Below are 26,569 nucleotides of genomic sequence, written 5' to 3'. Positions count from 1 at the left end.
CACACACACCTCGGTACGCATGTAGCTGCATCTTTGGTTTCGAGCTGAAAAACCGTTGGACGTCGCGACGGCCGCGCGAAGACGATGCGGAGGCTCGAGCGCGCAGCGCACTCGTTACTGCATCGCGGCGCGCCTACACAACCTAGAAGGATGGAGATCTAAGACGTATGGACACGCCGCCCGCCGTCGCATTGCGACACCGTTTGCCTCTCGCCGTCGCCACGCTGTTCGCCGCGGCCGCTTGTTGGGGGTCATCGGCTCATGCCGCGTCCGCCTGTAACCCCGCCTGGGCCGAAGGCGTGAGTTACACGGCTGGCCAGGCCGTGTCATACAAGGGCGGCAACTACAAGGCGCTGGTGGGACACACCGCCTATGTCGGCGCGAACTGGAACCCGGCCGACGCACAGTCGCTGTGGAACTGGGTCGACTCCTGTTCGGCGGGGTCCACGCCTCCGCCGCCTCCGCCTCCGCCCCCCCCTCCTCCAGCGCCGAAGCCGCCTGCGCCTCCGCCACCGAAGCCGCCTGCTCCGCCGCCGCCGCCTACGGCGCCGCCGCCCCCGCCGCCCAAGCCTCCTGCGCCGCCACCCCCGCCGCCGGCCACAAGTGGCGCCGTCTGCTTCTACGCCGACGCCAACCATCAAGGCGAGTCCTACTGCAGCAACGAGGGGTCCACCTACGTGGGCGCAGCGTGGAACGACAGGATCTCCTCGGTGAAGGTGGCCAAGGGCTACCGGGTCGACCTCTATGAACATTCAGAGTCGGCCGGCCGCAGCCTGTCCCTCACGAGTGACGCGCCCGAACTCGCCAGCCGTGGCTTCGACAACCTGGTCTCTTCCTACAAGGTGACCAAGGTCACCCAGCAGGTCGGCTTCAAGACGCTGAACTACCTGAAGAGCATCTCCGGCAAGTCCATCGTCGCGGGCCAGCACAACGACCAGAAGGACGGCACCGGCGTCACGACCTACACCAACAAGGTCAAGGACATCACGGGCAAGTTGCCCGGGCTGTGGAGCGGTGACTTCAACTTCCACGGCAACGACGGCATGCGCTGGGAGGTCGTCCACGAAGCCGAGCGGCAATTCAAGGCCGGCGCGCTGGTCAACCTGATGTGGCACGTCTGCCCGCCGACTCAGGACGACGGCTGCGGCTGGGAAGGCGGCATCAAGAGCCATCTGTCCGACCAGCAGTGGAACGACCTGATCACCGACGGCGGCGAGCTGAACCGCAAGTGGAAGGCCCGCATGGACGAGGTCGCGGTCTACCTGCAATACCTCGAGGACAAGGGCGTCGAGGTGATGTGGCGGCCGCTGCACGAGATGAACCAGGGCAACTTCTGGTGGGGCGGGCGGACCGGGCCGAACGGCACCCGCCGTCTGTACCAGATCACCCGCGACTACATGGTGAAGGTCAAGGGCCTGACCAATTTGATCTGGGAATGGAACGTGCAGGATCTCAGCACCAACTATGCCGACTACAACCCGGGCAGCGACTACTTCGACGTGGCGTCGCTCGACTGCTACGGCGACGGCTACTACAACATGAGCTACTACGAGGCCTTGCGGGCCCAGGCGGGCGGCAAGCCGATGGGCATCGGCGAGAGCTTCCACGTACCCTCGGCATCGGTGATCGAGAACCTGCGGGACATGACGTTCTTCATGATCTGGTCCTACGGGCTGCAGCAGAACAACAGCGACCAGGCCATCAAGGACACCTACTACAACCCGCGCGTCATCACCCTCGACGAACTGCCGCGCTGATCGCAGGACGCGAAGCGGCGTCATGGGCAGCCAGCAGCGCCCTTGACGCCGCGGCGTTCGATTTCATCGCCTAGCGTGCCCCGCACGCCACCGACCGACCTTCAGGAAGACGCACGATGAAGAACACCCGCCTCTCGTGGCACATGCTCGCCCTCGCCTGTGCCGTGACCTTGGCCGCCTGTGGCGGCGGCACGGACGACACGCCCGCCACCGCGCAGGCGACGCATGGCGCCGAGTCCCCCGACAGTGACGACGCGGACGCCGGCAGCAGTGCCGAAGCAACGCAGGACTCCGCAGCGCCGAACCAAACAACGCAGGCCGGCAGCGCCGAAGCTGCCTCCCCGGCAGCCGATGACGACGGCAGCCGCGCACAGCCTGCCGCCGAGCGCGCCGGCGCGCGCCGGCTGATCGCGGACGGCAGGACCGATACCTATACCTTGATCAACCGCGTGCTGGGTGGCAATGCGGCCGAGACGCCCGACTGCGCCCACCCCCGCTTCGGGCCTCACATCACCCAGGCACACGACGCCGAACTCGGCAAGGCCGCGTTCGTCTTCACCTTGCACGTCGACCCGGACGACGACCGTTGCACCAAGGCCGACCGGCAGCGCAACGAGATCAAGGTGTACGGCCCCTCTGACGACTACCTCAAGGGCTTCAAGGGCGACACGGTGACCTACCGCTGGCGCTTCAAACTCGACAAGGGCTTCCAGCCGTCGAGCAGCTTCAGCCACATCCACCAGATCAAGGCCGTCGACGGCGACGACGGCTCTCCCATCCTCACGCTGACACCCCGCGCGGGGCGCACCGACCAACTGCAGCTGATCCACGTCGATTCGGATGGTGACCGGAACGTGCTCGATCAGAAAGCGCTGTCCGGGTTCAAGGGCCGCTGGATCGACGCCTACGAACGCATGACCTACGGCAGCAACGGCAGCTATACCCTCATCCTTCGCAACCTGGCGGACGGCAAGGTGCTGTGGCGCTACAGCGCCAAGCTCGACCTGTGGCGTGACGGTGCGAGCTTCGTGCGGCCCAAGTGGGGCCTGTACCGCAGCCTGAGCCAGCGCGACGCGCTGCGGGACGAATCGGTGCGTTTCGATCGCTTCTGTATTGCCAAGGGCCAGGACGACTGCAGCAAGTAGTCGCTGAGGGCCGCGGCGCCCCAGCGTTCGCAGCACGGACCCTCGCCAGCGTATGCAGACCGGCAACGGCGGTGAGGGCCGGTCCCGGCCCCGGCCTCAGCTCGCCCCCGCCGCCGCCTTCCGCCACTCCCTCGGGGACGAGCCGGTCTGCGCACGGAAGGCCCGCGACAAGGCCGCCTCGCTGCCATACCCCACCGCTTCGGCGATCAGCCTGAGCGAACGGCCTTGGCGCAACATCTTTTGCGCCAGGCCGATGCGCCAGCGCTGGAGATAGCTACCCGGCGTCAGGCCGACGATGTCCCGAAACGTGTTGGCAAACGTCGTACGTGACATCCCCGCCTGCACCGCCAACGCTTCGAGCGACCAATCGCGCTCGGGCGCCTCGTGCAACGCCACCATCGCCTTGCGCACCCGATCGTGCGCCAGGCCGGCCAGCATGCCCGGCTGGACCTGGCGCTGCTCCATCAGCTGGCGCAGGATCTGGATGAGCACCACTTCGAACAAGCGGTCGAGCATGGACTGACGGCCGCAGTAGGTCGACTCGGCTTCCGTGAACAGCACCTGCAGCACCGGCTCGCAACCGGGCAACTGATCAAGGGGCATGCAGACGAACGCCGGCAGGGCCGCCATGATGGGGTTGGCCGCCCCGCCTTCGAACTGCACATGCGCGCAGACGAAGTTCGCGCCCTGCTGGCGGTCCGTGATGAACCCGTGGGCCATCGGACGGGGATACAGCAACAGGCTGGGCTGCGTGATGCGCACGGCCGTTTGCAGGCCATGGCGCACCTCGACCTCCCCGTCCCGGATCAGGTGCAGTTGGCCGTAAGGCTCGTCGGCCTCCAGCGCGTTGATGCCGCACAGCAGACCGGCGTGGAAGGTGCGCGCGCGGACCGAGAAGTGATCCAGCAGCGCCGCGAGTCGATCCACCATGTCTGAACTCCTGATCAAGAAATGCGTATTGAATGCGTCATATCGTACGTCGAACCCGGGCACAGTGTGTCCTGTCCGTCGCGACGCACTGACCCACCTTCCCGACCGGGGGTTCGATGCGGCGGCCCACCACCTGTCACAACCACTGAACCGGAGAGCCACCATGAACCGTCTTGCCAAGCTTTTCACCGTCTCGGCCCTTGCCATGGCCGCCCTGACGTCACAGGCGCAGTCTGCTGCACAGCCCGTCCCGAAAGGCGTCGCGGCGCTGGGAGCGAGCTACATCGCCGCCCGCGACGGCACGCCGCTGTACTACAAGGACTGGGGTCCGAAGGAGGGGCCGGTGGTGATCTTCAGCCACGGCTGGCCGCTCAACTCCGACAGCTGGGAGTCGCAGATGATGTTCCTGGCGGACCACGGTTTCCGCGTGGTGGCCCATGACCGCCGCGGCCATGGCCGCTCCGGCCAACCGTGGAACGACCACCACATGAACCAGTACGCCGACGACCTGGCCGCCGTCATCGAGGCCCTGAATCTGAAGGACGCCACGCTGGTGGGCTTTTCGACCGGCGGTGGCGAGGTGGCGCGCTACATCGGTCGGCATGGCACGCGCCGGGTCGCGAAGGTGGTCTTCGTCAGTGCGGTCACGCCCATCATGGTCAAGACGCCAACCAACCCGGAGGGTGTGTCGATGGACGTCTTCGATGGGCTGCGCAAGGGCTCGCTGGAAAACCGCGCGCAGTTGTACAAGGACCTGGCGAGCGGCCCCTTCTTCGGCTTCAACCGACCCGGCGCGAAGCCGTCCGAAGGCTTGATCGATTCGTTCTGGCGCCAAGGGATGGTGGCGGGGCACAAGCCGACCTTCGATTCGATCAAGGCGTTCTCCGAGACCAACTTCGTCGAAGACCTGAAGAAGATCGACAAGCCCACGCTGGTCGTCCACGGTGACGACGACCAGATCGTGCCGATTGCCACCACCGGTCGCGCGACCGCCCGACTCGTCAGAAACGCCCGCCTGGTCGAGTACGCCGGCGCCCCGCACGGCATCACGGACACGCACAAGGATCGCCTGAACCAGGACCTGCTGGAGTTCATCAAGCGCTGAGGGGCCTGCGTGCAGGGGGTGGGCGGCTCAGGCGCAGCGGTCAGGCGCCGACCACCCCTTGAACCGCCCGGTAGTGCAGAACAACCGGGAACGGCTCATAGAAGTGGTGCAGCAGGCGCTTCCATTCTTGATATTCGGCCGACTGCCGAAACCCGACCTCATGCGCTTCCAGCGACTGCCAGCGCACCAGCAGGATGTACTCGTTCGGCCGTTCGATGCAGCGCTGCAACTCGTGCGTGAGGTAGCCCGACATCGACGAGATGATGAGTTGCGCCTGTCGGAAGGCCGTCTCGAACTCGGCCTCCTGGCCGGGGCGAACTTGAAGAAGAGCGACTTCGAGGACCATGGCACCTGCTTTCGATGAGTGCCTGATTGTCGTGCGCGCGTTGCACAGGACCGACGCGGCGAGGACAAAGGGAGCAAGACCACAAGTCGGCCGACCACGGGCGAGGCAGGCGATGCGCTCGACCGCGCTCGCTATCCCGGGCCGCGCGGGCGGATGCCGGCCGCTTCACTGCTCTGCAGCACCGCGTGCATTCCCCGCGCCCGGAACCAGACCACCCACGCCTCGACCCGCTCCCGCTCAGGGTGCCAAGGGCCGAGACAGGCGACGTTGCCCCGCGGACTGAGTTCGGTGAAGACCACACGCCAGAGGGTGCCGATCGGCTGACGCGTGCGGGGCAACATCGCTCACACACCAGCAGGCGAACAGGGCCGCCGCGCAGCGCCGAGAGGGCGAGCGTTGGTGCCGTGGAGTGCACGGCCTGCGTTGAGCCGAGACACGGTGGGCTGCGGGAAGCGCAACACCGTCAGCCAGCAGGCCACAGGAAATGCATGTCGATCCATAAGGCCTCGTCGAGTGAGCCCGGCTGGCGCCACAAGCCCCCTCCGGTCGCCCCGCTGCCGTGCGCCCAAGGGGCGTGTCGGCGGGAGGCTGGGCGTCTCCCGCGGTCGCGGGGTCTGCGTAACGGAGATTACTACCGGGCGACCATCAATGTTTCATTCAGACACAATCTCCGCCCGCACTTTTGTGGCATTTGTCGGATTCGTCGAAGACGAAAGGGCCGTGGGGCCTGATCTGCGTGCCGTAGCAGGCACGCGCGTTGCGCAACGGCTGAAGAGGAAGTTGTACGACGCCTTATTGTTTGCTTACCGACCTGCCGAACGTGCCAGGAGATACTGAACCGTCTCGTAGAAGGGGAGTGCCTGCATCAATGGAGCTCGCGAAGTTGCTTCGCTGGCAACTGGAAGACGTCGAAGGTAAAGCGGTTCACGCCGCCAAAGCGCCGCTCCACCAGCGAGAACCTGCCCGCCAAGCGCTGCTTTTGTCAGCCGCAGGGCTCATTGCCGTGCGCGAACGCGTGCTCGCCGACGTGTCGCTGATGCAGGGAACTCCAGCGCACTGGGATCAGCTTGGCAAACGTTACGGCGCCCTCAAGCGCGCCCTGGCCGACCTGGCATTGCCAGCGCATGAGGGCGAACGGTCCGACCACCGGCTGAAGCGCTTCCGCAGCACCGTCGCTGCCCTGGTCACCGCGGAGTCCCGGGACGTGTACCCGGTCCTCGAAAGGCGCCAACTCAACGGCAGCCTGCAGTGCCTCGAGGCCGAGGTGCAGTTGCTGCTGGAGCGCCACGCCTTGCCGGCGGACCATGGAAGCAGCCGCAGTTCTCGCGAGTGGCTCAACGAGGCGCGCCTGGTGCTGTCGTCCATGCCCGTCGAAACAGCCCGACCCTTGCGGGCGGATGCAGGGGAACCAGTCGTCCCCCACGCCCTGCCCTCGGCCGAAGCGCCTCCCGGCAGCGAAGTCACACGCCGATCGGACTGACCCGATGCGACTGCGGGGCCGCTGCGGCGTGGTGGCCGACGAGCGGCAGGCTCCGCAAGCGGACCGAATAGGCCCAAGCGGGCCCCTCCTGTCGAAACGCATTGTCGGATGAGGCGTACGGCCAGGCTCCGCTTGAGTTCGGCTGCAGCGCCGCCACGGCGTGGCCGATCGAACCGGGACGGCCTCGGAGTGCCTCTCGCCAAGGTCGCTGTATCGCTCGCGGTCTTGGTCGGTCTTGCAACGACCTGCTGAGGTGTCGTTCCTCCTTTCTCGCACGCGCGCGACCACATCGGTTGGCGGCCAGCCGCCGACCGACACCCGCGCCGAGTCACCACGTGGTGCCCCAAAAACCGCTTGCGCTGCAAATGCGAACGATTATCATTCTCGTCGTGTTCGCAATGCCGCCCCTTCCACTTCTATCGTCCCCCACCAGCACCCGCCTTGTCACTCGGGCCGGCCTGGCCGCCAGTCTTTACGCCGCTTCCTTGGCCAGCTGCGGCAACGCGGCCCTCGCCGCCGAACCCGAAGTGCGCCGGCTTCAGCCCTTCGTGGTGACCGGCACCCGCAGCGAAAAGCCGGCTGACGACAGCCCGGTTCGCACCGAGGTGGTCGGCACGGAGGAACTGGCCCGCACCCACGCCCGCAGCCTCAAAGAGGCGCTCGAGAACGTGCCGGGCCTGCAACTGCGCGAGATCCATGGCAAGTCGGGCTTCGAGCTGTCGCTGCAGGGGTTGGGGAGCGACCATGTGCTGGTGCTGATCGACGGGCTGCCCATCAGCGCCAGCACCAGCTCGACCGTGGACCTGAGCCAGTACCTGCTGGTGGACGTGGAGCGCATCGAGGTGGTCAAGGGCGCGGCATCGGCACAGTACGGCAGCTCGGCCATGGGCGGCGTCGTCAACGTGATCCCCCGGCGCATCGAAGCCGGCACCCGCGCACAACTGCAGGTCGACGCCGGGAGCTGGGGGCATCAGAACGCGTCCGGTCGGGCCGGCGAGCCCGGCATGACACACGCGCTGCTCGGTGTCGAAGGCGGCAGCGAGCGCTGGCGGCTGCGGCTGGTTGGCGATGTGAACGACTCACGCGGCTTCGCGGCCGACCCTGCGGGCTGGACGCGCCAGGGCGACGCGGTGCGACGTGAGCAGGCGGCCGTCCGACTCAGCTGGCTGCCCCAGCGACACAGCGAGCTGTGGCTGGATGCCAGCACCTATCGAGAAGACAACGAGAAGCGCTACGACTACTTCGTGCCGCCCGTGCAGGTGCCTCAACGCAAGACCGAAGACATCACGCGCGAACGCGTGGTGGGCGGCACACGCTGGCGTTTCGACAGCGGGCTGCGTGCCGAGCTCAAAGGCCTGCATGAGCGCTACGACAGCCACACGCTGTCGTACTCGGCGGCGGCGCTGACCGGCGAGCGGCAGTCGGCCCTGCGCACCGACCATGCCAGCCTGCAGATCGACCTGCCGGCCTGGCACCGGCAGCTCTGGCAGCTGGGGGCCGACCTGCACCGCGAACGGCTGGCCCAGCAAGTGGACGGCATCGGCGAATTGGCCGCAGGCGAGGTGGAGCGCGTCGCGCGCGAGCTGTTCGCCCAGAACGACATCATCGTCGACGACCGCTGGGAGCTGCTGCTGGGCGTGCGCTGGCAGGACGACTCCGATTTCGGCAGCCATGTCGCGCCGAAGGCCAGCCTGCGATGGCAGCTGCCGCAGGGCGAGAGGTGGCGCGGCGTGCTACGCGCCAGTCTCGGGCGGGGCTACCGCGTGCCCAACCTGAAGGAGCGGCACTATCTGTTCGACCACAGCGCGCTCGGCTATCGCGTGGAGGGCAACCCGGACCTGCAGCCCGAATCGTCGACCAGTCTGCAGCTGGGCACCACGCTGCACCGGGGCGAGACGCTCACCTTCGACGCCAACGCCTTCCTCAACCGCGTGCGCGACCTGATCCAGACCGACCTCGGGCATGCGACCGTGGTCGACGGCATCGCCACGTATACCTACCGCAACGTGGCCCGTGCCCGTACCCGTGGCCTGGAAACGGCACTGACCTGGCGCGCTGCAGCCGGCCTCAGCCTCAACGCGGCCTACACCCGCACGCACACCGAGGACCTGAGCAACGGGCGCGAGCTGACCCGCCGCCCACGCGACGTGTTGCGTCTGGGGCTGGACTGGACGGCCTACCCGTCGGGCACCGTCTCGCTGCGCGGCCGCTACCAGGGCCACGAGCTTGTCGACCAAGAGAGCGACGCCCGCTCGCCCGCCTGGACCACGGTCGATCTCAAGTTCAACCACACCTGGGCGCCGGGCCGGGTGCTGTTCGCCGGCATCGACAACCTGTTCGACCAGCAGCGCAATTTCGCCAACCCGAGTGACTTCGGCCCGGCCGCCGGACGCTTCTTCTACCTCGGTGCCCGCTTCACCGTGGGCACCCAACCTTGACCCGGAGACCCGACATGCGACCTCCTACCGCAGCGGCGCTGCTCGCCCTGACCGTGACCCTGGCCCTTACCGCCTGCGGTGGCGGCGGCGGCGGAAGCGGTGACAACGAGGCCGACGACAACGGCGGCGCGCCGTCCAACCCACCCGGGCAGAGCGGCCCGGCGGCGTTCACCCAGCAGGCGAGCTGGACCTTCACGCTGCCGCCGGCCGGCAGCTCGCTGTGTTATGACTTCAACACGAAAACCGACGTGGCGGACTGCAGCGGCAAGGCCTGGGACCTGAAGGTCACCAGCAGCGGGCGCGGCGCGACGCTGTGGACCAACAGCGGCAGCAGCGGCAACGGCGCGGGCGGCGCCTTCGGCGGGCCTTTCGATCACAGCTGGTCGGCGCTGCAAGCGTGGCAGAACGCCACCACCGACCCGGTGAACGGCGCGATGCCGGACAGCGTCTATGCAGCCGACGCGGCGCACAGCGTGTTCACCGGCAGCAACGGCATCCAGTCGGCCGCATTCGAGTACGGCGTGGGGGGCAGCACGGATCACCGGCTGTATCCCAACTTCCGAGTCTTCCTGCTGACCACCGACAGCCGCAGCCCCGACACCACCGGCACCGAGGCCCACCCGGTGTTTGCGCTGCAGCTGATCGGCTACTACGGCGGCAGCGGCGGCACCACCTCCGGCTACCCCTCGTTCCGCTGGGTCGACCGGCGTGCGCCGGGGACGGTGCGTGCGGCCACCGTGGACGCCCGCTCGGGATGGGTGTACTTCGACCTCGGCAGCGGCACCGTCAGCAGCGAGACGGGCACCTGGCACATCGCCTTCAACCGCTACAACGTCAAGCTCAACGGCGGCAGCTCCGGCCCCGGCCAGGTCGGCGGTTTCCTCGCGCAGACCCCGGCCGGCTTCTATGACAGCCAGGGCGCACCGGTGGCCGCGAAGTTCCGGTCGGCAGGCAATGTGGAAGCGACTCTCGCCGATCTGACCACGGCCGACCTGGCCGCGCAGCCCGCCTCGGCCTCGGCCTGGGTGCGCGACACCTTGGCATCACGACTCAACCAGCCCTATCGGGGCCGCTATCCGGAAGCACTGGACTACGGCTGGTGGACGTACTACCCGACCACGGCCGCCGCCGCCGCTGCCGGTCTGCCGCCGGTGGCCCATCTGGTCAAGGCGACACCCGAGCGGGGCGCACTGGTGCGCGGCGGCGAGGGCGACACCTACGCCCGACTGCAGTTGCAGGAGATCCGCTACGCCGACCCGGCCGATGCGGCGAGCGCGCAGACCTGGACCGTGCACTTCGACGTCCAACCCGCACCGTGAACACCTGCTGCCCACACGAAGGAACGACATGAAAATGACCGTTCAGAACGAGCCCGATGCAACCCTGCGACAACGCCATCAGGCGCTGCAGGCGGCCGAGCCCGGCTTGCGCATCCGCGACCGCGCCCGACGCCTGGGGGTGAGCGAGGCCGAACTGGTGGCGGCCGGATGCGGGGTCGAGGCGGTCGCGCTGGCCCTGCCGCCGCAACCGCTGGTGCAGGCGCTGGGCACGCTGGGCCGCGTGATGGCGTTGACACGCAACGACGGTTGCGTGCACGAGCGACACGGTCGCTACGAAGACATCCGAGCCGAGGGACACATGGGGCTGGTGCTCGGGCCCGACATCGACCTGCGGCTGTTCTTCGACCACTGGGCCTCGGCCTACGCCGTGGTCGAGCAGGGCCGGTACAGCCTGCAGTTCTTCGACCACAGCGGCACCGCGGTGCACAAGGTGTATCGGACCGAGGCGACCGACGCGCAGGCCTGGGCGACCCTCGTCGCGCGTCATGCCTCGGCGCATCCCCCACCGTTGCAGTTGCAGCCGCCCGTCGCACCCGACGCGGCCACCGAAGCGGACGACCCCGCGGCCTTGCGCGCCGACTGGCTGGCGCTGCAAGACACGCACGAGTTCTTTCCGATGCTCAAAAGGTTCAAGCTGACCCGGCTCGCGGCCCTGCGCGCCGTGGGCCCCGACCTGGCCCAACCGGTACCGACCGACACCGCCGAGCGTGTGCTGCAGGCGGCGGCGACCTCGGCTCTGCGCATCATGTGTTTCGTGGCCAACCGCGGTGTGGTGCAGATCCACTCGGGCCCCGTGCAGCGCCTGCTGCGCACCGGGCCCTGGTTCAATGTGCTGGACCCGGACTTCAACCTGCACCTCAACACCGAAGCGATCGCCGCCCGCTGGGTGGTCAACAAGCCGACCCGCGACGGCTGGGTGACGTCGCTGGAGGTCTACGACCGTGCCGGCAGCTTGATGCTGCAGTGCTTCGGCGAACGCAAGCCCGGACACCGGGAGCTGCCCGCCTGGCGCGACCTGATGGCCGGCCTGTGCCCGCATCGGCTGGCGTCGTGACACGAGGAGACGCCGTCATGCAGCCTGTTCGAAGAAGAGCCGTGCTGGCCGTCTTGCTCGCCGGTGGGGTGGGTGCGGCCACGGCCGCGCCCGGCGCGCGGGTGGTCAGCCTCGGTGGTGGGGTGACCGAGATCGTGCATGCGCTGGGGGCCGGCAGCCTGTTGGTCGGGACGGACCGTTCCAGCGTCTATCCCGAGTCCGCCCGGCAACTGCCGCAGGTCGGGTACTACCGCAGCTTCTCGGTGGAAGGCGTGGCCAGCCTCCGGCCCGACCTCGTGCTCGCCTCCGATCAGGCCGGGCCGCGAGAGTCGCTGCAGCAGTTGCAGCGGCTGGGCATGCGGGTGGTGGTGTTGCCGTCCGCACCGACCCTCGATGCGCTGGCCCAGCGTGTGATGGGCGTGGCGGTGGCGCTGCAGCGTGAGGCGGCAGGGCGGGCCCTGGCCGAAGACCTGCGGCAGCAGGTCGCCCGCCTGCGTGCCACGCCGCCACCGCGCGCTGCCCTGCGGGTGCTGCTGCTCAGCAGCCACACGGGGCGGCTGCAGGCGGCGGGCAGTGGCACCGCGGCCGACGCCATGTTGCGGTTGGCCGGGGCCGAGAACGTCTTTGCCGCTCAGCACAGCTACAAGCCTGTGGCACCGGAAGCGGTGGCGGCGCTACGGCCGGAGGCGATCGTCACCACCGCCTCATCGGTGGCGGCCGCCGGCGGCCTCGAGGGGTTTGCGAGCCAGCCGGGCGTGGCGCTGACGCCCGCCGCACGCGCGCGGCGCATCGTCGTGATGGACGAACTCCTGTTGCTCGGCTTCGGGCCTCGCCTGCCGCAGGCGCTGCGGCAGTTGCAGGCCGGCCTGGCGCAGCCTTGAGGCCTCCGCGATGAGCCGATTTTTTCGCCTGCAGGGGGCCGCGCTGCCGTCCAGGCCGGCAGCCCTGCTGCTGGCTCTCTTGCTGCTGGCCGGCCTGTGCGCCGCCTCGCTGACAAGCGGCGCGGTCGACCTGCCCGCGCTGCAGCTGCTGCTGCGCTGGCGGCCCACCACACCGCCGACCACCGACGAAACCTTGTGGCGCGCCCTGCTGCTCGAGGTGCGGCTGCCACGTGTGCTGTTCGCCGTCGCCGCCGGTGCGGCGCTGGCCGTCTGCGGCGTGGCGATGCAGGCCTTGTTCCGCAACCCTTTGGCCGAACCCGGGCTGATCGGGGTCTCGCTGGGCGGCGCTTGCGGCGCCGTGGCGGCCATCGTGCTCGGCGCCCAGAGCCTGGTCTCGGTGGCGCCGGCCGCGTTCGCGGGCAGCTTGACGGCGACCGCCCTGGCGTGGCGTCTGGGGGCCCACCGCACAGACCCGGCCGGGCTGGTGCTGGCCGGGGTGGCGGTCAACGCCCTCTGCGGCAGCCTCATCGGCCTGTTCACCTATCAGGCCGACGACGTGCAACTGCGCAACATCACCTTCTGGAACCTCGGCAGCCTGGCCGCGGCGCGCTGGCCCTTGCTCGCCTGGCTGCTGCCGTGGACGGTGCTGTGGTCTGCGCTGCTGCTGCGCGAATGGCGCGCGATGAACGCGCTGCTGCTCGGCGAGCGCGAGGCGGCCCATCTCGGCTTTGCCGTGGCGGCCCTGCGGCGCCGCATGATCGTCTTGACAGCGCTGCTGGTCGGCCCCCTGGTGGCCGTGGCCGGCACCATCGCGTTTGTCGGCCTGGTGGTGCCGCATCTGGTGCGCCTGATCGCCGGCGCCGACCACCGCTGGCTGTTGCCGTTCTCGCTGATCGCCGGCGCGCTGGCCCTGACGGTGGCCGATTGGGTGGCGCGCGTCGTCGCGGCGCCGGCCGAGCTGCCCATCGGCGTGGTCACCAGCCTGGTGGGCGGGCCCTTTCTGATGGCGTTGCTCGCGAGGAGGCGAAGCTGATGCTGGTCGCACAAGGCCTGGGCTGCGCGCGCGGCCCGCGACAGGTGCTGTCCCAGGTCGACCTGGCGCTGAAGGCGGGCGAGGTGGTCGGCGTGCTCGGCGCCAATGGCGCCGGCAAGTCGTCCTTGCTGGCCTGTCTCGCCGGGGAACTGCAGCCCTGTGCCGGCCGCGTGACGCTGGACGGTCGGCCCTTGCCGGCGTGGTCACCGGTGCAGCTGGCACGCCGCCGGGCGGTCCTGCCGCAAACGCCGACCCTGGCCTTCGATCTTCAAGTGGCCGAGGTGGTGGCGATGGGTGCCTATCCCCATCCGTCGTTGTCGCCTGCGGAGGTGCGGCGGCTCTGCGCACAGGCCCTCGCGACGGTCGAGGGCACACCCTTCACCGAGCGGCGCTACCTGCAGCTGTCGGGTGGCGAACAGCAGCGTGTGCAGTTCGCCCGAGTGCTGTTGCAGGTGCTCGCCGGGCAGGCCACCGGCGCAGGCCAGACGCTGCTGCTCGACGAACCGACCGCCAGCCTCGACCCCCTGCACCAGTGGCAGCTGATGGCGGCCGCCGCATCGCTCGCACGACAACACGGCTGCGCGGTGCTGACGGTGCTGCACGACGTCAACCTGGCAGCACGGTGGTGCGACCGTTTGCTGCTGCTGTCTGGCGGACGAACGGTGGCCTCGGGCCCGCCCGCCCATGTGCTCACCGAAGCGACGCTGGAGCAGGTGTATGGCCTGCCGGCACGGGTCGTCGAGCATCCCGGGCTCCGCGAGGTGCCGCTGGTGTTGTTCGCCAGCGGCCCGGCGGCCGCAGCACCGGCGGTGGCGCGAACGCTCGGGTAGCCTCCCTCTGCAGGAGGGGGTGGACCACCAGCTGCGCGTGCCCGAGGGTTTCGAGGTTCAGTGGACCAAGGCGCTGGTCGGCAAGGACGGCATCCGGGCCGGATCGCACGGCGCTGTCAGGCGTCTTGCCCAGCGTCTCTGGACCGCCTCCCCCTGTCGCCACGCCGCCGCGCCACCACCCCCTGCAAGCCGAGCAGGCCGACGGCCAGCAGTCCCAGCGTTTCAGGTTCTGGGACGGCCGTGACCTGCAGGTCGACGCAGGTGTCACCGACGATGGGCACCAAGGTGTACCGCGCCGGGTTCAGTGCGCTTCGCACTCTCGACTGCGTGACCCTGGTGGGTTCGCAGCGACGACGCGTGGGCGACTACCTGGCTGGCACGAAAGTCGTCAAACTGTAGAGGGGTCGGCGCGTCGGCACCGAGGACCGACCAAACGTTTCCTCCAGCATCTGCAGTCGCTGGCGTCGCCGCCTGTTCCATCCCTTCGACAAGGACTTCCATGAGTGACAGATCAGGCTTCTTTTGGCAGATCCAGAACGGCGAGGTTCCCACACCGGAAGCCGTGAAAACCTTGTGCGGACGCGTCGTCAGCGTCGATCCCGAGGCAGGCACCATCGAGACAGAATTCCGCGCGGGGCTTCCGTTCACCAATCCAGCCGGCAAGATCCAAGGCGGTTTTCTGGCCGCCATGCTCGACGACACGATGGGCCCGGCGCTGGCCGCGACCTTGAAGGCCGGAGAGTTCGCGCCCACGCTGTCGCTGAACGTGAACTACCTGCAACCGGCTTCGGTGGGGTTGATACGAGGGGTGGGGCGCGTGGTACGGCGCGGCGGCAAGGTGTGCCACCTGTCCGGCGAGTTGTACCAAGGCGAGAACCTGGTGGCATCGGGTACCGCGGTCGCCCTGCTCCGTTCGTCGTAGCCGGTACCGCCCCGCTCAGCGGCCTCTTTGCAGTGTGGCCGCAACCAGAGGTGCCACCCGTGTCCGGGATGCAAGCCCGGGCCGAAGGCGCTCGGCACACTCGGTTCAGCAGCCGCGACCCCGCTGCACTCCGGTTCGACCTCCCCCTGCCAAAGCCGGATCAACCGCCTCGCTCATTCCCTCGTCTCGCGCCCGACGAGAGGAACGCGAACAGTTGCTGCCGCCAGAACCCCTGCGGCAGATAGTCGCCCAACACGCCGCACCGCAGTGGCCATTGCTTGGCCTCGTTCGCCGCGACCGCCGTGCCGGACAGGTCGTCCCAGAACGCAACGTGCGTCGGCCTCACAACGGCCTTGGACCGCCAAGCCAAAGAAAGCAGCTCGCAGAGCGAAGGCGCTCCGATGTTGATACGTGGTCTGGTGCCGCAGCAGTGAGGGCTTCCATTCCATTGGATGCCGGTCCTTTCCGGGCCCAGCTCGCGCGTCAGCCGACGATGGCCTCCTGGGCGAGGTCGACCCGACCGTCGGCTGATGTCCAAGATATACGGCGCAAGGTGTCCTGCCAGGGGCGCAGTCCTTGACCCTCACGCAGCGTGAGGCCGTACCGTTTGCTGTTCCTGTTAGGGAGTTACATCAAAAATGAATCAGGCTCTTCCCCGTCTGCACGCGCTGGACAACCTGCGGGCTTGCATGATGTGGCTCGGCATCGTGCTGCATGTCTCGGTGAATCACATGGTCGGCGAGTCGACGCTGCCCTGGCGGGACCGAGAGACGACCTTGCTCGCCGATCTCCTGCTGGTCTTCATCCACACCTTCAGGATGCCGGTGTTCTTCATCCTGGCCGGGTACTTTGCCGCCATGCTGCTCCAGCGGCGGGGCCCGGCCAGCATGTTGAAGCAACGGCTCCGGCGTCTGGCGCTTCCGTTCGCGGTGTTCTGGCCGCCGCTGTTCGTCGGCATGGTGGTCCTGATGATGGTGTTCGTGCACCTGATGGCGCGCGGGACGCTCGGCCTGGACCCCGCGCTGATGCCGCCACCGCCGGGAGGCGGCTCGCGGCTGCGCACGATGCACCTGTGGTTCCTCTACCTGCTGATCTGGTTCAGTGTGTTGAGCGCACTATGGGCCCGGTGGAGCCCGGCCCTGCCGCAGTCGCTGCCGGCGGCCCTCTCCGGCCTGTTCAGGCGCCTCGGGACCGCCTGGTGGGGCGCCCTGGTGCTGGCGTTGCCGCTCGTGCTTGCCGGCGCGGGCTACAAGAACGGCATCGTGACGCCCGACGGCTCCTTCATGCCGCCCTGGGCTGAGTGGCTGCACAACGGCCTGTTCTTTGTCTTCGGCCATTGCCTGTACCGCTATCAGGACGAGGCGTTCGAGCACTACCGCCGGCACGTCTTTGCCTACACCGCCGCCGGCCTGCTGTGCTTCGTCGCGACGCTGTTGCTGGGCAGCGTGCAACAGGCCTCCAATCCACCGCAGGGCCTGCACCTGGCGGTCGCCTTCGTCTACAACAGCGCAAGCTGGCTGTGGAGCTTCGCGCTGATCGGCGCCTTCCTGCGGTGGGTGCCTCGACAAAACGCCGTGCTCGGCTACCTGGCGCAGAGTTCGTATTGGGTCTACCTGGTCCACATGCTGGGTACCGTCGGCTTCGGCGTGCTGCTCTATGGCGCTCCGCTGCCGGCCGTCGCGAAACTGAGCCTCAACATCGCTGCGACGTCGCTGGCCTGCCTGCTCAGCTATCAGTGGCTGGTGCGGCACACCTTCGTCGGCCGGCTGCTCGACGGCAAGCCTGCGGAGGGTGGGTCGAAGGGTGGCAAGACGGCCCCGCAGCCAGCCGCCGGCGCGTAGGGCGGGGGACGCTATCACAGGGTGACGGCAGTGCAGCCATCGGGACTCGCGTCGCTGATCCGCTCACAGAGGCGCCGACGAGGCTCTGCCATCGGTGAGATGAGCAAACAAAGAGCATGGGTCGCGGGTGAGTGGGTCGTGTTGGCTTGCCGGGTTCATGCCATGGCCAGCACCACCACGCCGGTGGCGATGCAACCCGCTCCGACGAGCCGCAGCGCGCTGTCGGCTTCGCCCAGCAGACGTCCTCCCAAGAGCGCCGCAAAGAGCATGGACACTTCTCGCGCCGGCGCCACCTGGCTCAGAGGCGCGAGCTTGACTGCGTTCAGCACCAGGACGTACGTCAGCGGCGCCAACATGGCAAAGGCGAGCCCGGCACGCCAGTGCGACCGCAGCGATCGTGTCAGCCCCTCGACGTCGCGCAAGGCAAACGGCAGCAGGAACGGAAGTCGCAGCACGCAGGCGAAATACATCACCAGCAGGGGCGGCACGTGCAGCACGGTGATGGCATAAGCGTCGACGACGGTGTAGGACGCGACGCAGGTGCCGACCCCCATGCCCCACGCGATGCCACGCGCCGCAGTGTTCTTCCGGTCGGCAGCGCCGCTGCCTTTCCAGAGCCTCGGGCCGCCGGCGATCAAAAACACACCGACGACGATCGTCAAGCCGCCCAACGCGCTCATCAGCGACAACCGCTCGCCCAGGACGACGACTGCCGCGACGGTGACCAACAAGGGTGCGCTGCCGCGCGCCACCGGATAGACCACGCTCAAGTCCGACGCTGCGTAGCCCCGCATCAAGGTCCTCAGATAGACGAGGTTGATCAGCGCACTGGCCAGCAGAACGCCCCATTGCGGCAAGCCCAGTGTCGAGACCTCGTCACCGTGGAAGCACATGGCAACCGGCCCCCAGAGCAGACTGACGAGCAGAGTACCGAGCAGGATGAAGTGCGGGGCGCTGCTGGCCTTCTTGACGAGCAGGTTCCACACCGCGTGGAGCACGGCCGAGAGAAGGATGAGTCCAAGCGCGAGAAAGGTCATCGGAATGAGCGCTCGCCAAACGCTGTCGGTCGGAGGCGTGTGACAGGCGGCCGGCCGCTGCCGTGAAACCGCAACGCATTCTAGGGGAGCCAATGGGCAGGCACACCCTCACACCTCGCCTCGGGTGAGCGACGCCATCCCCTTGCGGGTCGGTCGGTTTTCCTCTCATGCAACATAATGAGTTGCATGAAACAAGACAGTCGTTTGTCAGGTGTCCTCCACGTTCTTCTGCACATGGCCGAGCAGGGCGGCCCGGCGACGTCCGAGGTGCTGGCGAAGGCGATGGGCACCCACCCGGTCGTGATCCGGCGCATCATGGCCGGCCTGCGTGACCACGGGTATGTCCGCTCGGAAAAGGGGCATGGCGGCGGTTGGACCTTGGCATGCAACCTGGCAGAGGTGACGCTGCGCGACATCTACACCGCGCTCGGTTGCCCCTCGCTGCTGGCGATCGGCCATCGGTCCGAAACACCCGCTTGCCTCGTCGAGCAGGCCGTGAACGCCGCGCTCGACCAGGCACTTCAGGAGGCAGAGGCGCGGCTGCTTTTGCGCCTGGGCCAGGTGACGCTGGCAGCACTGAGCGCCGACTTTCACCAGCGCCTCGTGACCTGTGGCGCCACCCAAACTCTGGAGCACGCTCATGCGTCATGACGCCATCATCATCGGCGGCAGCTTTGCGGGATTGTCGGCCGCGATCTATCTCGCGCGAGCGCGCCGATCGGTCTGCATCATCGACACGGGGTCGCCTCGCAACCGCGACGCCGAACGCTCCCATGGCTTCTTCAGCCGGGACGGCAGTGAGCCGGGGGTCCTGCTCAGCACCGCGCGTTCGCAAGTCCTGGCCTACCCGACGGCGAGCTGGGTCCAAGGGGAGGCGATCAGCGCGTCCAAGGCGGGCGCCGGATTTTCGGTCACGCTGTCGTCCGGCGACGTGCTCGAAAGCACCAGGCTGGTCCTCGCCTTCGGCATCTCGGACGAGCTTCCCAGCCTTCCGGGGCTCGTCGAACGCTGGGGCCGGAGCGTGCTCCATTGTCCTTACTGTCATGGCTACGAGTTCAGCGGACAGCCATTGGGCGTGCTGCATGCCTCGTCCCTGTCGATCCATCAGGCGATGCTGATCGCCGAATGGGGGCCCACGACGCTGTACCTGAACGGCGCTGCCGCCCCCGACGAGGCGTCGCTGGCCCAACTACACCAGCGTGGCGTTCACATCGAACCGGCGCCGGTGCGGGCCCTGCATGGCGACGGCGCTCGGCTGTCGTCGATCGAACTGGCCGATGGCAGAACGCCGGCTTTGCATGCGCTCTATCTCGGCGCTCGCACCCGGCTCAACAGCACCATCGCGCACCAACTGGGTTGTGAGATGGACGAGGGCCTGCTGGGCCGCATCATTCGAACCGATGCAAGCAAGATGACGACCGTGTCGGGTGTCTATGCGGCGGGCGACATCACGCGCGGCGCCCACAGCGTGACGTGGGCCAGCGCCGACGGCGTCACGGCGGGCACGGCACTGCATCAGTCGCTGGTGTTCTAGCAGCACCGTCCGCCCCCCTTCCCTCCATATCGCGCCGCCTCCCGCTCCCGGAAAAACGCGGTCCGGCTCATCACCGGCCGCCCGGGATGCCGCTGCCGCATGTGGGCCACATAGGTGTCGTAATCGGGCTGGCCCACCATCAGGCGGAAGGTCTGCCCCAGGTAGCGGCCCGCCTCGCTCACCTGGCCGGCCAGCAGTTGCAGATCGAGCGCCTTCATGCCACCGTCTCCCGGGGTGCAAAGGTCTCGAACGGCGATTCATGCACGGTGGGGTGGGCGGCCGCCAGCGCCAGGCGCATCGAGCGGATACCGTACCCGGCCACGCACAGCACGACCAGCATGAACAGGGCGCACAGCGCCGCATCGATGCGGTCGTTGAAGACGATACGCTCCATCGCCTCCACGGTCTTCGCGGGTGCGAGCAGCTGGCCTTGGGCCAGCGCGTCGGCGTACCGCTGCGCATGCGCCAGGAAGCCGATCGCCGGGTCCGGCGAGAACAGCTTCTGGGTGCCGGCGGTGAGGGTGCAGGCCAGCAACCAGCCCGCCGGCAGCAGGGTCACCCAGGCATAACGCTGCCGTTTCATCTTGAACAGCACCACGCTCGACAGCACCAGCGCCACTGCCGCCAGCATCTGATTCGAGATGCCGAACAACGGCCACAAGGTGTTGATGCCGCCCAACGGGTCCACCACCCCTTGGTAGAGAAAGTAGCCCCAGGCGGCCACGCACAAGGCCGTGGCGAACAGGTTGGCGCCGAGCGACTCGGTGCGCTTGAGCGCCGGCACGAAACTGCCGAGCAGGTCCTGCAGCATGAAGCGGCCCGAGCGGGTGCCTGCGTCCACCGCGGTCAGGATGAACAGCGCTTCGAACAGGATCGCGAAGTGGTACCAGAAGGCCATCATCGCCTTGCCACCAACCGCCTGATGCAGGATGTGCGCCATGCCGACCGCCAAGGTCGGCGCCCCACCGGCGCGCGCAAGAATGGTGGATTCGCCGACGTCGCGGGCGGTCTGCTCGAGCAGCTCCGGGGTGACGACGAAACCCCAGCTCGACAAGGTCTGCGCGACCTGGGCGGCGTTGGTGCCCACCAAGGCTGGCGGGCTGTTCATCGCGAAGTACACGCCCGGGTCGATGACGCAAGCGGCCGCCAGCGCCATGATGGCCACAAACGACTCGGCCAGCATGCCGCCATAGCCGATCAGCCGGGCGTGCTGCTCGTTCTCCAGCATCTTCGGCGTGGTGCCCGACGCGATCAGCGCGTGGAAGCCCGAGACCGCACCGCAAGCGATCGTGATGAACAGGAAGGGAAACAGCGCGCCCGACCAGACCGGCCCACCGCCCGCGGCGAACTGGGTCAGCGCCGGCATGCGCAGCGGCGGCGCGACGAAAGCAATGCCGATCGCCAGCGCGACGATGGTGCCGATCTTCAGAAAGGTCGAGAGGTAGTCGCGCGGCGCGAGCAGCAGCCACACCGGCAAGGTGGCGGCAATGAAACCGTAGCCGATCAGCATCCAGGTGAGCGTCACGCCGTCGAACGTGAACAGCGGCGCCCACTCCGGCATGACGCTCACGCGGCCACCCGCCCAGATCGCCAGCATCAGCAGCACAAAACCGATCACCGACACTTCGCCGATGCGCCCCGGGCGCAGGAAACGCAGGTAGATGCCCATGAACAACGCGATCGGGATGGTCATGCCCACCGTGAAGCTGCCCCAGGGCGAATCGGCGAGCGCCTTCACCACGATCAACGCCAGGACGGCCAGGATGATGATCATGATCATGAAGGCGCCGAACAGCGCGACCAGTCCCGGCACTCGCCCCATCTCCTGCTGGATCAGGTCGCCGAGCGAGCGGCCATCCCGGCGCGTCGACACGAACAGCACCATGAAGTCCTGCACGGCCCCCGCGAAGACCACGCCGATCAGGATCCACAGCATGCCCGGCAGATAGCCCATCTGCGCGGCGAGCACCGGACCCACCAGCGGCCCGGCGCCGGCGATGGCGGCAAAGTGGTGGCCATACAGCACCCAGCGGTTGGTCGGGACGTAGTCGAGTCCGTCGTTGTGACGCCAGGCGGGCGTGCGCCGATCGGGGTCCAGCCCGGCCACGCGGCGAGCCAGGAAGAGGCTGTAATAGCGATAGGCGATCAGATAGGTGCAGACCGCCGCGATCACGATCCACAAGGCGCCGATGGTCTCGCCCCCGTGGAGCGCGACCACACCGAAGGCCACGGCGCCGAGCAAGGCGACCAGGACCCACAAAAGGTGACGTAGAAAGGTATTCATCGTGCAGCCCTTACCCCTCGCCGGGCGGGCCGCCGTGGTCTGACGCCCGAGGAGCCACGGGCTGTACAGCAGGCGGCGTGCCTGTACCCGGGCTGCGGCTCGGCGGAGCCCGCGGTTCCGCTCGGCTGGCGTTTGAGCCCTCGCCCTCGCACGCTTTTAGGACGCAATATCCCCGCTTTTCGGGCGACGGGGAGGCGGGACCGCGGTTTACGCTAGAGGCTCCGGGAGGACGGCCGCCGTGCCCATGAGCCATTCGACGATAGAGCACAAGTTTGCGAGGGCATGCTGGACCTCAGGCAAGCGCGCCGCCGAAGTCGTCGGCGCCGACGACTCTTGACCTGGCTTACCAGCATGATGCGATTCTTCTTCTACCGTTTGCTTGCCCTATGGCTGCTTGCCAGCGGCGGCGCCTACGGTGCTTCCGCACCGGCGCTGCACCTGGACCGCTCGGGCATCGGCAACCCCGTTGGCCGGCATCTCTCCTACCTGGAAGACCCCAACGGCACGCTGGCCCTCGCCGACGTGCTGGCGCGTGCGGGCAGCTTCCGCCCCAGCGAACAGGCGGTGCCGAACTTCGGCTTCACCAAATCGGCCTACTGGTTCCACCTGAGGGTGGAAAACCGATATGCGCAGACCACACGTTGGCTGCTGGAAGCGCAGTACCCCCTGCTGGACAAGGTGCGTTTTTATGCCCTGCGGGACGGTGTCGCGCTCACCTCGTCGGAGGCCGGCCGTCTGTTCCCGTTCCACCAGCGGCCGATGCGGCATCGCAATCTCGTCTATCCACTGGACCTGGCTGCCGGGCAGGGGCTCGACCTCTACTGGCGGGTCGAAACCGACAGCTCGCTGCAGCTGCCGCTGATGCTGTGGACGCCCGACACCCTGACGCTCAAGGACCGCGACGAGCAGGTCGCCTTCGGCTTCTACTATGGGCTGTTGGCGGCGATGCTGCTGTTCAACGCCCTGGTGTATCTGTCGATGCGGGACATCAGCTACCTGCACTATGTGCAGTACATCACAGGCTTCCTCGTGTTCCAGATGTCCCTCAACGGCCTGGCCTTCGAATACCTGTGGCCGGAGTGGCCGCGTTGGGGGCGGGCGGTGGTGCCCTTCAGCATGCTGCTCGCCTGGGCAGGCGCAGCCAGCTTCGCACGCTCCTTCCTGAACCTGCCCAAGCACCAGCCTCGAGTCGACCGCTTCGCCGCGTGGTACGCACGCATCGCCACGGTCCTGGCCTTCGTGTCCCTGTTCATGCCCTACAGCGTCATGATCAAGCTGACGACGGTCAACGCCTTCGTGATGTCGATCACGATGGCCGTGATCGGCTTCGTCAGCATGACCCGCGGCGTGGAGCAGGCGCGCTTCTTCATGCTCGGGTGGAGCACGCTACTGCTCGGCCTGGCCCTCTACCCGCTGAAGACGGTCAACCTGCTGCCCAACGTCTTCATCACCGAGTACAGCATGCAGATCGGCTCCGCCCTGGAAGCCCTGCTGTTGTCTTTCGCGCTGGCGTACCGGATGAAGGTGCTGGAGCAGCAGAACCAACGCATCCAGGTCGAGGCCACCGCGCAGCTCGAGCAGCGGGTGCAGCAGCGCACGCAAGAGCTGGACGAGGCGCTGCGCCACCTGTCGGACGCCAACAACGAGTTGCAGAAGCTCAACGTGCTGGACGGTCTTACCGGTGTGAAAAATCGCAAGTACTTCGACGAACAGCTGCACGTCCAGCTGAAGGTCGCCGGACGCAGCAAGCTGCCGCTGTCGCTGCTGCTGATCGACATCGACCACTTCAAGGCCGTCAACGACCGCCACGGCCACCTCGCCGGCGACGCTTGCCTACGAGCCGTGGCGCAGACCATTGCCGGGTCGCTGTTCCGGCCGGGTGACGAGGTGGCCCGCTATGGCGGAGAGGAATTTGCGGTGCTGCTGCCGCAGACCGACGCGGCGGGCGCCCAGCACCTGGGCGAGCGCATCCGCGCCGCGATCGAGCAACTCCTGGTGGCGCATGAGGGCGTCCAAGTCCCGCTGACGGCCAGCATCGGCGTGGCCATCCTCGCCGATCTGGACGAGACGGGTGAGCAGTTGGTCGCGACCGCCGACGCCGCGCTCTACGAGGCCAAGCACCAAGGGCGCAACCAGGTGCGCGTGGCCGCCGCGTCGCAGCCCCGAACCGGGTCGTGAGGGTTTGCGCCGCCGGCGCCGGCAGTTTCGATTCGACAGCGGCCTGACCCCCCAGGCCTAAGGCAGCCTCTCGCCACCCTCCTCGGCGCTCAAATCAAAGGGCTGTACGCAACCTGCGTCTCCGGCCGACGTGTCGAACAGGCCGTCTTGGAGCATTGCCTTCGCGCCGCTCATCGTTTCCAGGTGCGCGAGTGCGAACCCACGATGGGGGGCGAAGACTTCGGTTACTACCTCAAGGTCAAACCGGGCTGTTACTTCTGGGTCGGCAATGGCGAGGGGCAGGGTGACAAAGACCATCGCATGGAAGGTCACGGCGCCGGTCCCTGCGCCCTGCATGGGGCGTCCTACGATTTCAACGACGCGCTGATTCCGTTCGGGGCCACGTTCTGGGTCCGGCTGGTCGAGCAGCGGCTCTGCTCAATGCCCAGCCGGGCCGCGAGTCTCTCGACAGCGATCCCATCCTGAAGCGCTCGGCGGCGCCATGCCGCCGACTCCCTCGTGAAGACCGTCACGCCGGCACAAGGCCGTCGGTGCAGGCCACGTTGCAAGACGCGACGTATTCGGCCAGTCGGCGTTCAAGGGTCCGAAGTTCGTCCAGCTTGCGCCGCACCTCGTCCAGGTGCCGCTCGGCGATGCCGCGCGCCTCATCGCAATCGCGCTCGGGGCTGTGCGACAAGGACAGCAACGCTCGCACGTGCTCGATCGGCAAGCCGAAGTCGCGGCAGCTGCGGATGAAGGTCAGCAACTCCTCGGCCGCCGGACCGTACACGCGGTGCCCGCTCGGCCGCCGCTGTGCCGGCGGCATCAGGCCAATTTCCTCGTAGTAGCGGATGGTCGGCACGTTCACACCGGTGCGCGCCGCCAATACGCCGATCGTCACCGTTGCTGCAGGTTCCAGCGTTTTCATCTTCCTCCCCTTGCATCTCAAGTTACTTGAGGTTCTAGATTCCAGTCTACCGAGGCTGGTCCCGGTTTTGGGAGCCGCTCCAGACGGGCGGCAAAGGACCGTCAAGGCGACGGTGACGAATCTAACAATGGGAGTTTCAGATATGCAACAACAGGAGACAGGCAACAGCGCGCTTGGCGCATGGCACGGCATGGCGCTGTCGCTGATCTTCTCGGCCGCGATGTCAGCACCCTCATCGGCGACGGCACAAGCGCAATGGGCGCGGGTCGCCTATGAAGGCGCGAGTTTCACGGTGACGGGAAGTCAGCAGGTGCGCTACGGCAACAACGGGTCCTGGGTCTACAAGACGGTCTCCGGCACGCAGCGCTGCAGCAACGAGGTGTTCGGCCGCGACCCGCTCGTCGGCGTCGGCAAGGTATGTGAAGTCAACCGGGCGTCGCCGGGCACGCCGCCACCTGCGCCCAATCCGCATGCAGGCCATGGGCCGACGATCAACGACGCCTTGATCCCCACCGGTTCGGCCGGCATCGCCGAGGACAGGCTCTATCCGACCAGCGAACGGCCCGCCGCCTCGGATGTCGGCGCCTTCCGCACCGTCTGTGAGTTCAGCCACATGGCCTACGACGATCCCCTCGTCTACCCCGGGCAGCCGGGGCGCTCGCACTTGCACGTGTTCTTCGGCAACACCGGCGTCAATGCCCATTCGACGGCCGACAGCATCGCCTACAGCGGCAACTCCACCTGCCGCGGCGGCACGGTCAACCGCTCGGCCTACTGGGTGCCGGCGATGATCGACACCCGCGAAGGGCGCCCGCTCAAGCCGATGGACAGCAACTTCTATTACAAGAGCGGTTACTACGGCGTGCCGCCGCGCAACATCAACGCCATCCCGCAAGGCCTGCGCATGATCGCCGGCAATGCGCAGAACGACGGGCCGCAGGGGCCACATCGCTACAAGTGCGTGGGCGACGGCGTGGACCCGATGTATTCGCAGTCGATTCCGAACTGTCCGGCGGGCTCGGAACTGTGGCTGGAGATCGACTTCCCGCAGTGTTGGGACGGCCGCAACCTCGACTCCGCCGATCACAAGAGCCACGTGGCATATGCCAATGGCAGCTGCCCGGCCACCCACCCGGTGGCGCTGCCGGTGATCACCTTCAACATCCGCTACATGGTCACAGAAGCGGGCGCACCGTTGCGCTGGCGGCTCAGCTCGGACATGTACGACCCGTCCAAGCCCGGCGGCTACTCGGCGCACGCCGACTGGTGGAACGGCTGGAAGCCGGACATCATGGACACCTGGATTCGCCATTGTGTGCAGCCTGGGCTGGACTGCCACTCGCACCTGCTGGGCGACGGGCGAATGATGTGAGTTGTTGCTGAGCGGGGGGCGGCTGTTGGTGTCCGTGGCGGGTGCGGCACTGAAGCGACCGGTCGCCTCCCACTGTTGCGGACCCGCATCGCGGTTGCAGAAGTTTGCACAGCTCGCTCGAGTTGCTCCCGATACTCCAAGCGCTTCGGCGGCACCCTGCCGCTCGTGCCAGCTCC

General features: G+C 67.7%; 23 protein-coding genes and 1 pseudogene. 17 read left to right on the top strand and 7 right to left on the bottom strand.

What is annotated here, in order from left to right; genetic code table 11:
- Window positions 1–167: 167 nt before the first annotated feature.
- Together AAW51_RS30595 and AAW51_RS02510 are read left to right on the top strand one after the other, a co-directional pair.
- Entirely contained in the window at window positions 168–1,757 is a 1,590-nt protein-coding gene (locus AAW51_RS30595; protein WP_083438019.1) for a glycosyl hydrolase, read from the top strand.
- A 116-nt stretch (window positions 1,758–1,873) separates the two neighbouring features.
- Window positions 1,874–2,902: a polysaccharide lyase family protein gene (locus tag AAW51_RS02510; RefSeq protein WP_053013270.1), complete on the top strand. Its 1,029-nt coding sequence runs from the start codon at window positions 1,874–1,876 to the stop codon at window positions 2,900–2,902.
- Window positions 2,903–2,998: 96 nt separating this feature from the next.
- Here the strand turns inward: AAW51_RS02510 and AAW51_RS02505 are convergent, their stop codons facing one another.
- On the bottom strand, window positions 2,999–3,832 hold the full coding sequence (locus AAW51_RS02505) for an AraC family transcriptional regulator (protein ID WP_047193361.1): 834 nt from the start codon (window positions 3,830–3,832) through the stop codon (window positions 2,999–3,001).
- A gap of 163 nt (window positions 3,833–3,995) precedes the next feature.
- Between AAW51_RS02505 and AAW51_RS02500 the strand changes: the two genes are divergently transcribed.
- Window positions 3,996–4,937, top strand: a complete 942-nt coding sequence (locus AAW51_RS02500; RefSeq protein WP_047193360.1) for an alpha/beta fold hydrolase — start codon at window positions 3,996–3,998, stop codon at window positions 4,935–4,937.
- A gap of 40 nt (window positions 4,938–4,977) precedes the next feature.
- On the opposite strand, the gene AAW51_RS02495 is transcribed toward AAW51_RS02500, so the two are convergent.
- Window positions 4,978–5,283, bottom strand: a complete 306-nt coding sequence (locus AAW51_RS02495) for an antibiotic biosynthesis monooxygenase family protein (protein ID WP_047193359.1) — start codon at window positions 5,281–5,283, stop codon at window positions 4,978–4,980.
- An 868-nt stretch (window positions 5,284–6,151) separates the two neighbouring features.
- Here AAW51_RS02495 and AAW51_RS02485 point away from each other — a divergent pair.
- The 7 genes from AAW51_RS02485 to AAW51_RS02455 all read left to right on the top strand — a co-directional run bounded on the left by AAW51_RS02485 (window position 6,152) and on the right by AAW51_RS02455 (window position 14,318).
- Window positions 6,152–6,763: a hypothetical protein gene (locus AAW51_RS02485; RefSeq protein ID WP_047193357.1), complete on the top strand. Its 612-nt coding sequence runs from the start codon at window positions 6,152–6,154 to the stop codon at window positions 6,761–6,763.
- Window positions 6,764–7,248: 485 nt separating this feature from the next.
- Window positions 7,249–9,201: a TonB-dependent receptor plug domain-containing protein gene (locus AAW51_RS02480; RefSeq protein ID WP_053013269.1), complete on the top strand. Its 1,953-nt coding sequence runs from the start codon at window positions 7,249–7,251 to the stop codon at window positions 9,199–9,201.
- A gap of 14 nt (window positions 9,202–9,215) precedes the next feature.
- Window positions 9,216–10,520: an HmuY family protein gene (locus AAW51_RS02475; protein ID WP_047193355.1), complete on the top strand. Its 1,305-nt coding sequence runs from the start codon at window positions 9,216–9,218 to the stop codon at window positions 10,518–10,520.
- A 28-nt stretch (window positions 10,521–10,548) separates the two neighbouring features.
- Complete coding sequence (locus AAW51_RS02470; RefSeq protein ID WP_047193354.1) at window positions 10,549–11,595, top strand: hemin-degrading factor; 1,047 nt, start codon at window positions 10,549–10,551, stop codon at window positions 11,593–11,595.
- 17 nt (window positions 11,596–11,612) lie between these two features.
- Entirely contained in the window at window positions 11,613–12,455 is an 843-nt protein-coding gene (locus AAW51_RS02465; RefSeq protein ID WP_047193353.1) for a heme/hemin ABC transporter substrate-binding protein, read from the top strand.
- 10 nt (window positions 12,456–12,465) lie between these two features.
- On the top strand, window positions 12,466–13,488 hold the full coding sequence (locus AAW51_RS02460) for a FecCD family ABC transporter permease (RefSeq protein WP_047193352.1): 1,023 nt from the start codon (window positions 12,466–12,468) through the stop codon (window positions 13,486–13,488).
- Window positions 13,488–14,318 carry a heme ABC transporter ATP-binding protein gene (locus AAW51_RS02455; RefSeq protein WP_047193351.1) on the top strand — a complete coding sequence of 277 codons (831 nt, stop codon included), beginning with the start codon at window positions 13,488–13,490 and terminating at the stop codon, window positions 14,316–14,318. The genes AAW51_RS02460 and AAW51_RS02455 overlap by 1 nt, the downstream gene beginning before the upstream one ends.
- A gap of 116 nt (window positions 14,319–14,434) precedes the next feature.
- Here AAW51_RS02455 and AAW51_RS28875 read toward each other — a convergent pair whose 3' ends face one another.
- Window positions 14,435–14,635: a PEP-CTERM sorting domain-containing protein gene (locus AAW51_RS28875; RefSeq protein WP_083438017.1), complete on the bottom strand. Its 201-nt coding sequence runs from the start codon at window positions 14,633–14,635 to the stop codon at window positions 14,435–14,437.
- Window positions 14,636–14,817: 182 nt separating this feature from the next.
- On the opposite strand from AAW51_RS28875, the gene AAW51_RS02450 reads away from it, so the two are divergent.
- Together AAW51_RS02450 and AAW51_RS02445 are read left to right on the top strand one after the other, a co-directional pair.
- Window positions 14,818–15,240 (top strand): PaaI family thioesterase, encoded by a 423-nt coding sequence (locus tag AAW51_RS02450; RefSeq protein WP_047193350.1) that lies wholly within the window; start codon window positions 14,818–14,820, stop codon window positions 15,238–15,240.
- A 638-nt stretch (window positions 15,241–15,878) separates the two neighbouring features.
- Window positions 15,879–17,081 (top strand): acyltransferase family protein, encoded by a 1,203-nt coding sequence (locus AAW51_RS02445; protein WP_047193349.1) that lies wholly within the window; start codon window positions 15,879–15,881, stop codon window positions 17,079–17,081.
- 155 nt (window positions 17,082–17,236) lie between these two features.
- On the opposite strand, the gene AAW51_RS02440 is transcribed toward AAW51_RS02445, so the two are convergent.
- Window positions 17,237–18,118, bottom strand: coding sequence for a DMT family transporter (locus tag AAW51_RS02440; RefSeq protein ID WP_047193348.1), 882 nt, complete (start codon window positions 18,116–18,118; stop codon window positions 17,237–17,239).
- Between the two features lie 186 nt (window positions 18,119–18,304).
- Between AAW51_RS02440 and AAW51_RS02435 the strand changes: the two genes are divergently transcribed.
- Together AAW51_RS02435 and AAW51_RS02430 are read left to right on the top strand one after the other, a co-directional pair.
- The gene (locus tag AAW51_RS02435) at window positions 18,305–18,769 is read left to right on the top strand and encodes an Rrf2 family transcriptional regulator (RefSeq protein WP_047193347.1); all 465 of its coding nucleotides are present in this window, start codon (window positions 18,305–18,307) and stop codon (window positions 18,767–18,769) included.
- Window positions 18,759–19,652: an NAD(P)/FAD-dependent oxidoreductase gene (locus tag AAW51_RS02430; RefSeq protein ID WP_047193346.1), complete on the top strand. Its 894-nt coding sequence runs from the start codon at window positions 18,759–18,761 to the stop codon at window positions 19,650–19,652. The genes AAW51_RS02435 and AAW51_RS02430 overlap by 11 nt, the downstream gene beginning before the upstream one ends.
- Here AAW51_RS02430 and AAW51_RS02425 read toward each other — a convergent pair.
- Window positions 19,649–19,870: a YbdD/YjiX family protein gene (locus AAW51_RS02425; protein WP_047193345.1), complete on the bottom strand. Its 222-nt coding sequence runs from the start codon at window positions 19,868–19,870 to the stop codon at window positions 19,649–19,651. The genes AAW51_RS02430 and AAW51_RS02425 overlap by 4 nt on opposite strands.
- Window positions 19,867–21,936 carry a carbon starvation CstA family protein gene (locus AAW51_RS02420; protein WP_047193344.1) on the bottom strand — a complete coding sequence of 690 codons (2,070 nt, stop codon included), beginning with the start codon at window positions 21,934–21,936 and terminating at the stop codon, window positions 19,867–19,869. Before AAW51_RS02420 ends, AAW51_RS02425 begins: the two co-directional genes overlap by 4 nt.
- 351 nt (window positions 21,937–22,287) lie before the next feature.
- Here AAW51_RS02420 and AAW51_RS02415 point away from each other — a divergent pair, with 351 nt between their 5' ends.
- On the top strand, window positions 22,288–24,114 hold the full coding sequence (locus AAW51_RS02415; protein ID WP_047193343.1) for a sensor domain-containing diguanylate cyclase: 1,827 nt from the start codon (window positions 22,288–22,290) through the stop codon (window positions 24,112–24,114).
- 195 nt (window positions 24,115–24,309) lie between these two features.
- Window positions 24,310–24,579, top strand: a pseudogene (locus AAW51_RS28870) (hypothetical protein); the annotation flags it as partial.
- Between the two features lie 43 nt (window positions 24,580–24,622).
- Here AAW51_RS28870 and AAW51_RS02405 read toward each other — a convergent pair.
- Window positions 24,623–25,021, bottom strand: a complete 399-nt coding sequence (locus AAW51_RS02405) for a MerR family transcriptional regulator (protein ID WP_047193341.1) — start codon at window positions 25,019–25,021, stop codon at window positions 24,623–24,625.
- A 142-nt stretch (window positions 25,022–25,163) separates the two neighbouring features.
- Here AAW51_RS02405 and AAW51_RS02400 point away from each other — a divergent pair, with 142 nt between their 5' ends.
- Window positions 25,164–26,393, top strand: a complete 1,230-nt coding sequence (locus AAW51_RS02400; RefSeq protein ID WP_238947739.1) for a DUF1996 domain-containing protein — start codon at window positions 25,164–25,166, stop codon at window positions 26,391–26,393.
- Window positions 26,394–26,569 lie beyond the last annotated feature (176 nt).

Origin of the sequence: Caldimonas brevitalea (assembly GCF_001017435.1) — a bacterium.
Classification (GTDB): Bacteria; Pseudomonadota; Gammaproteobacteria; order Burkholderiales; family Burkholderiaceae_C; genus Caldimonas; species Caldimonas brevitalea.
This window is presented reverse-complemented; position numbering and strand designations above follow the sequence as displayed.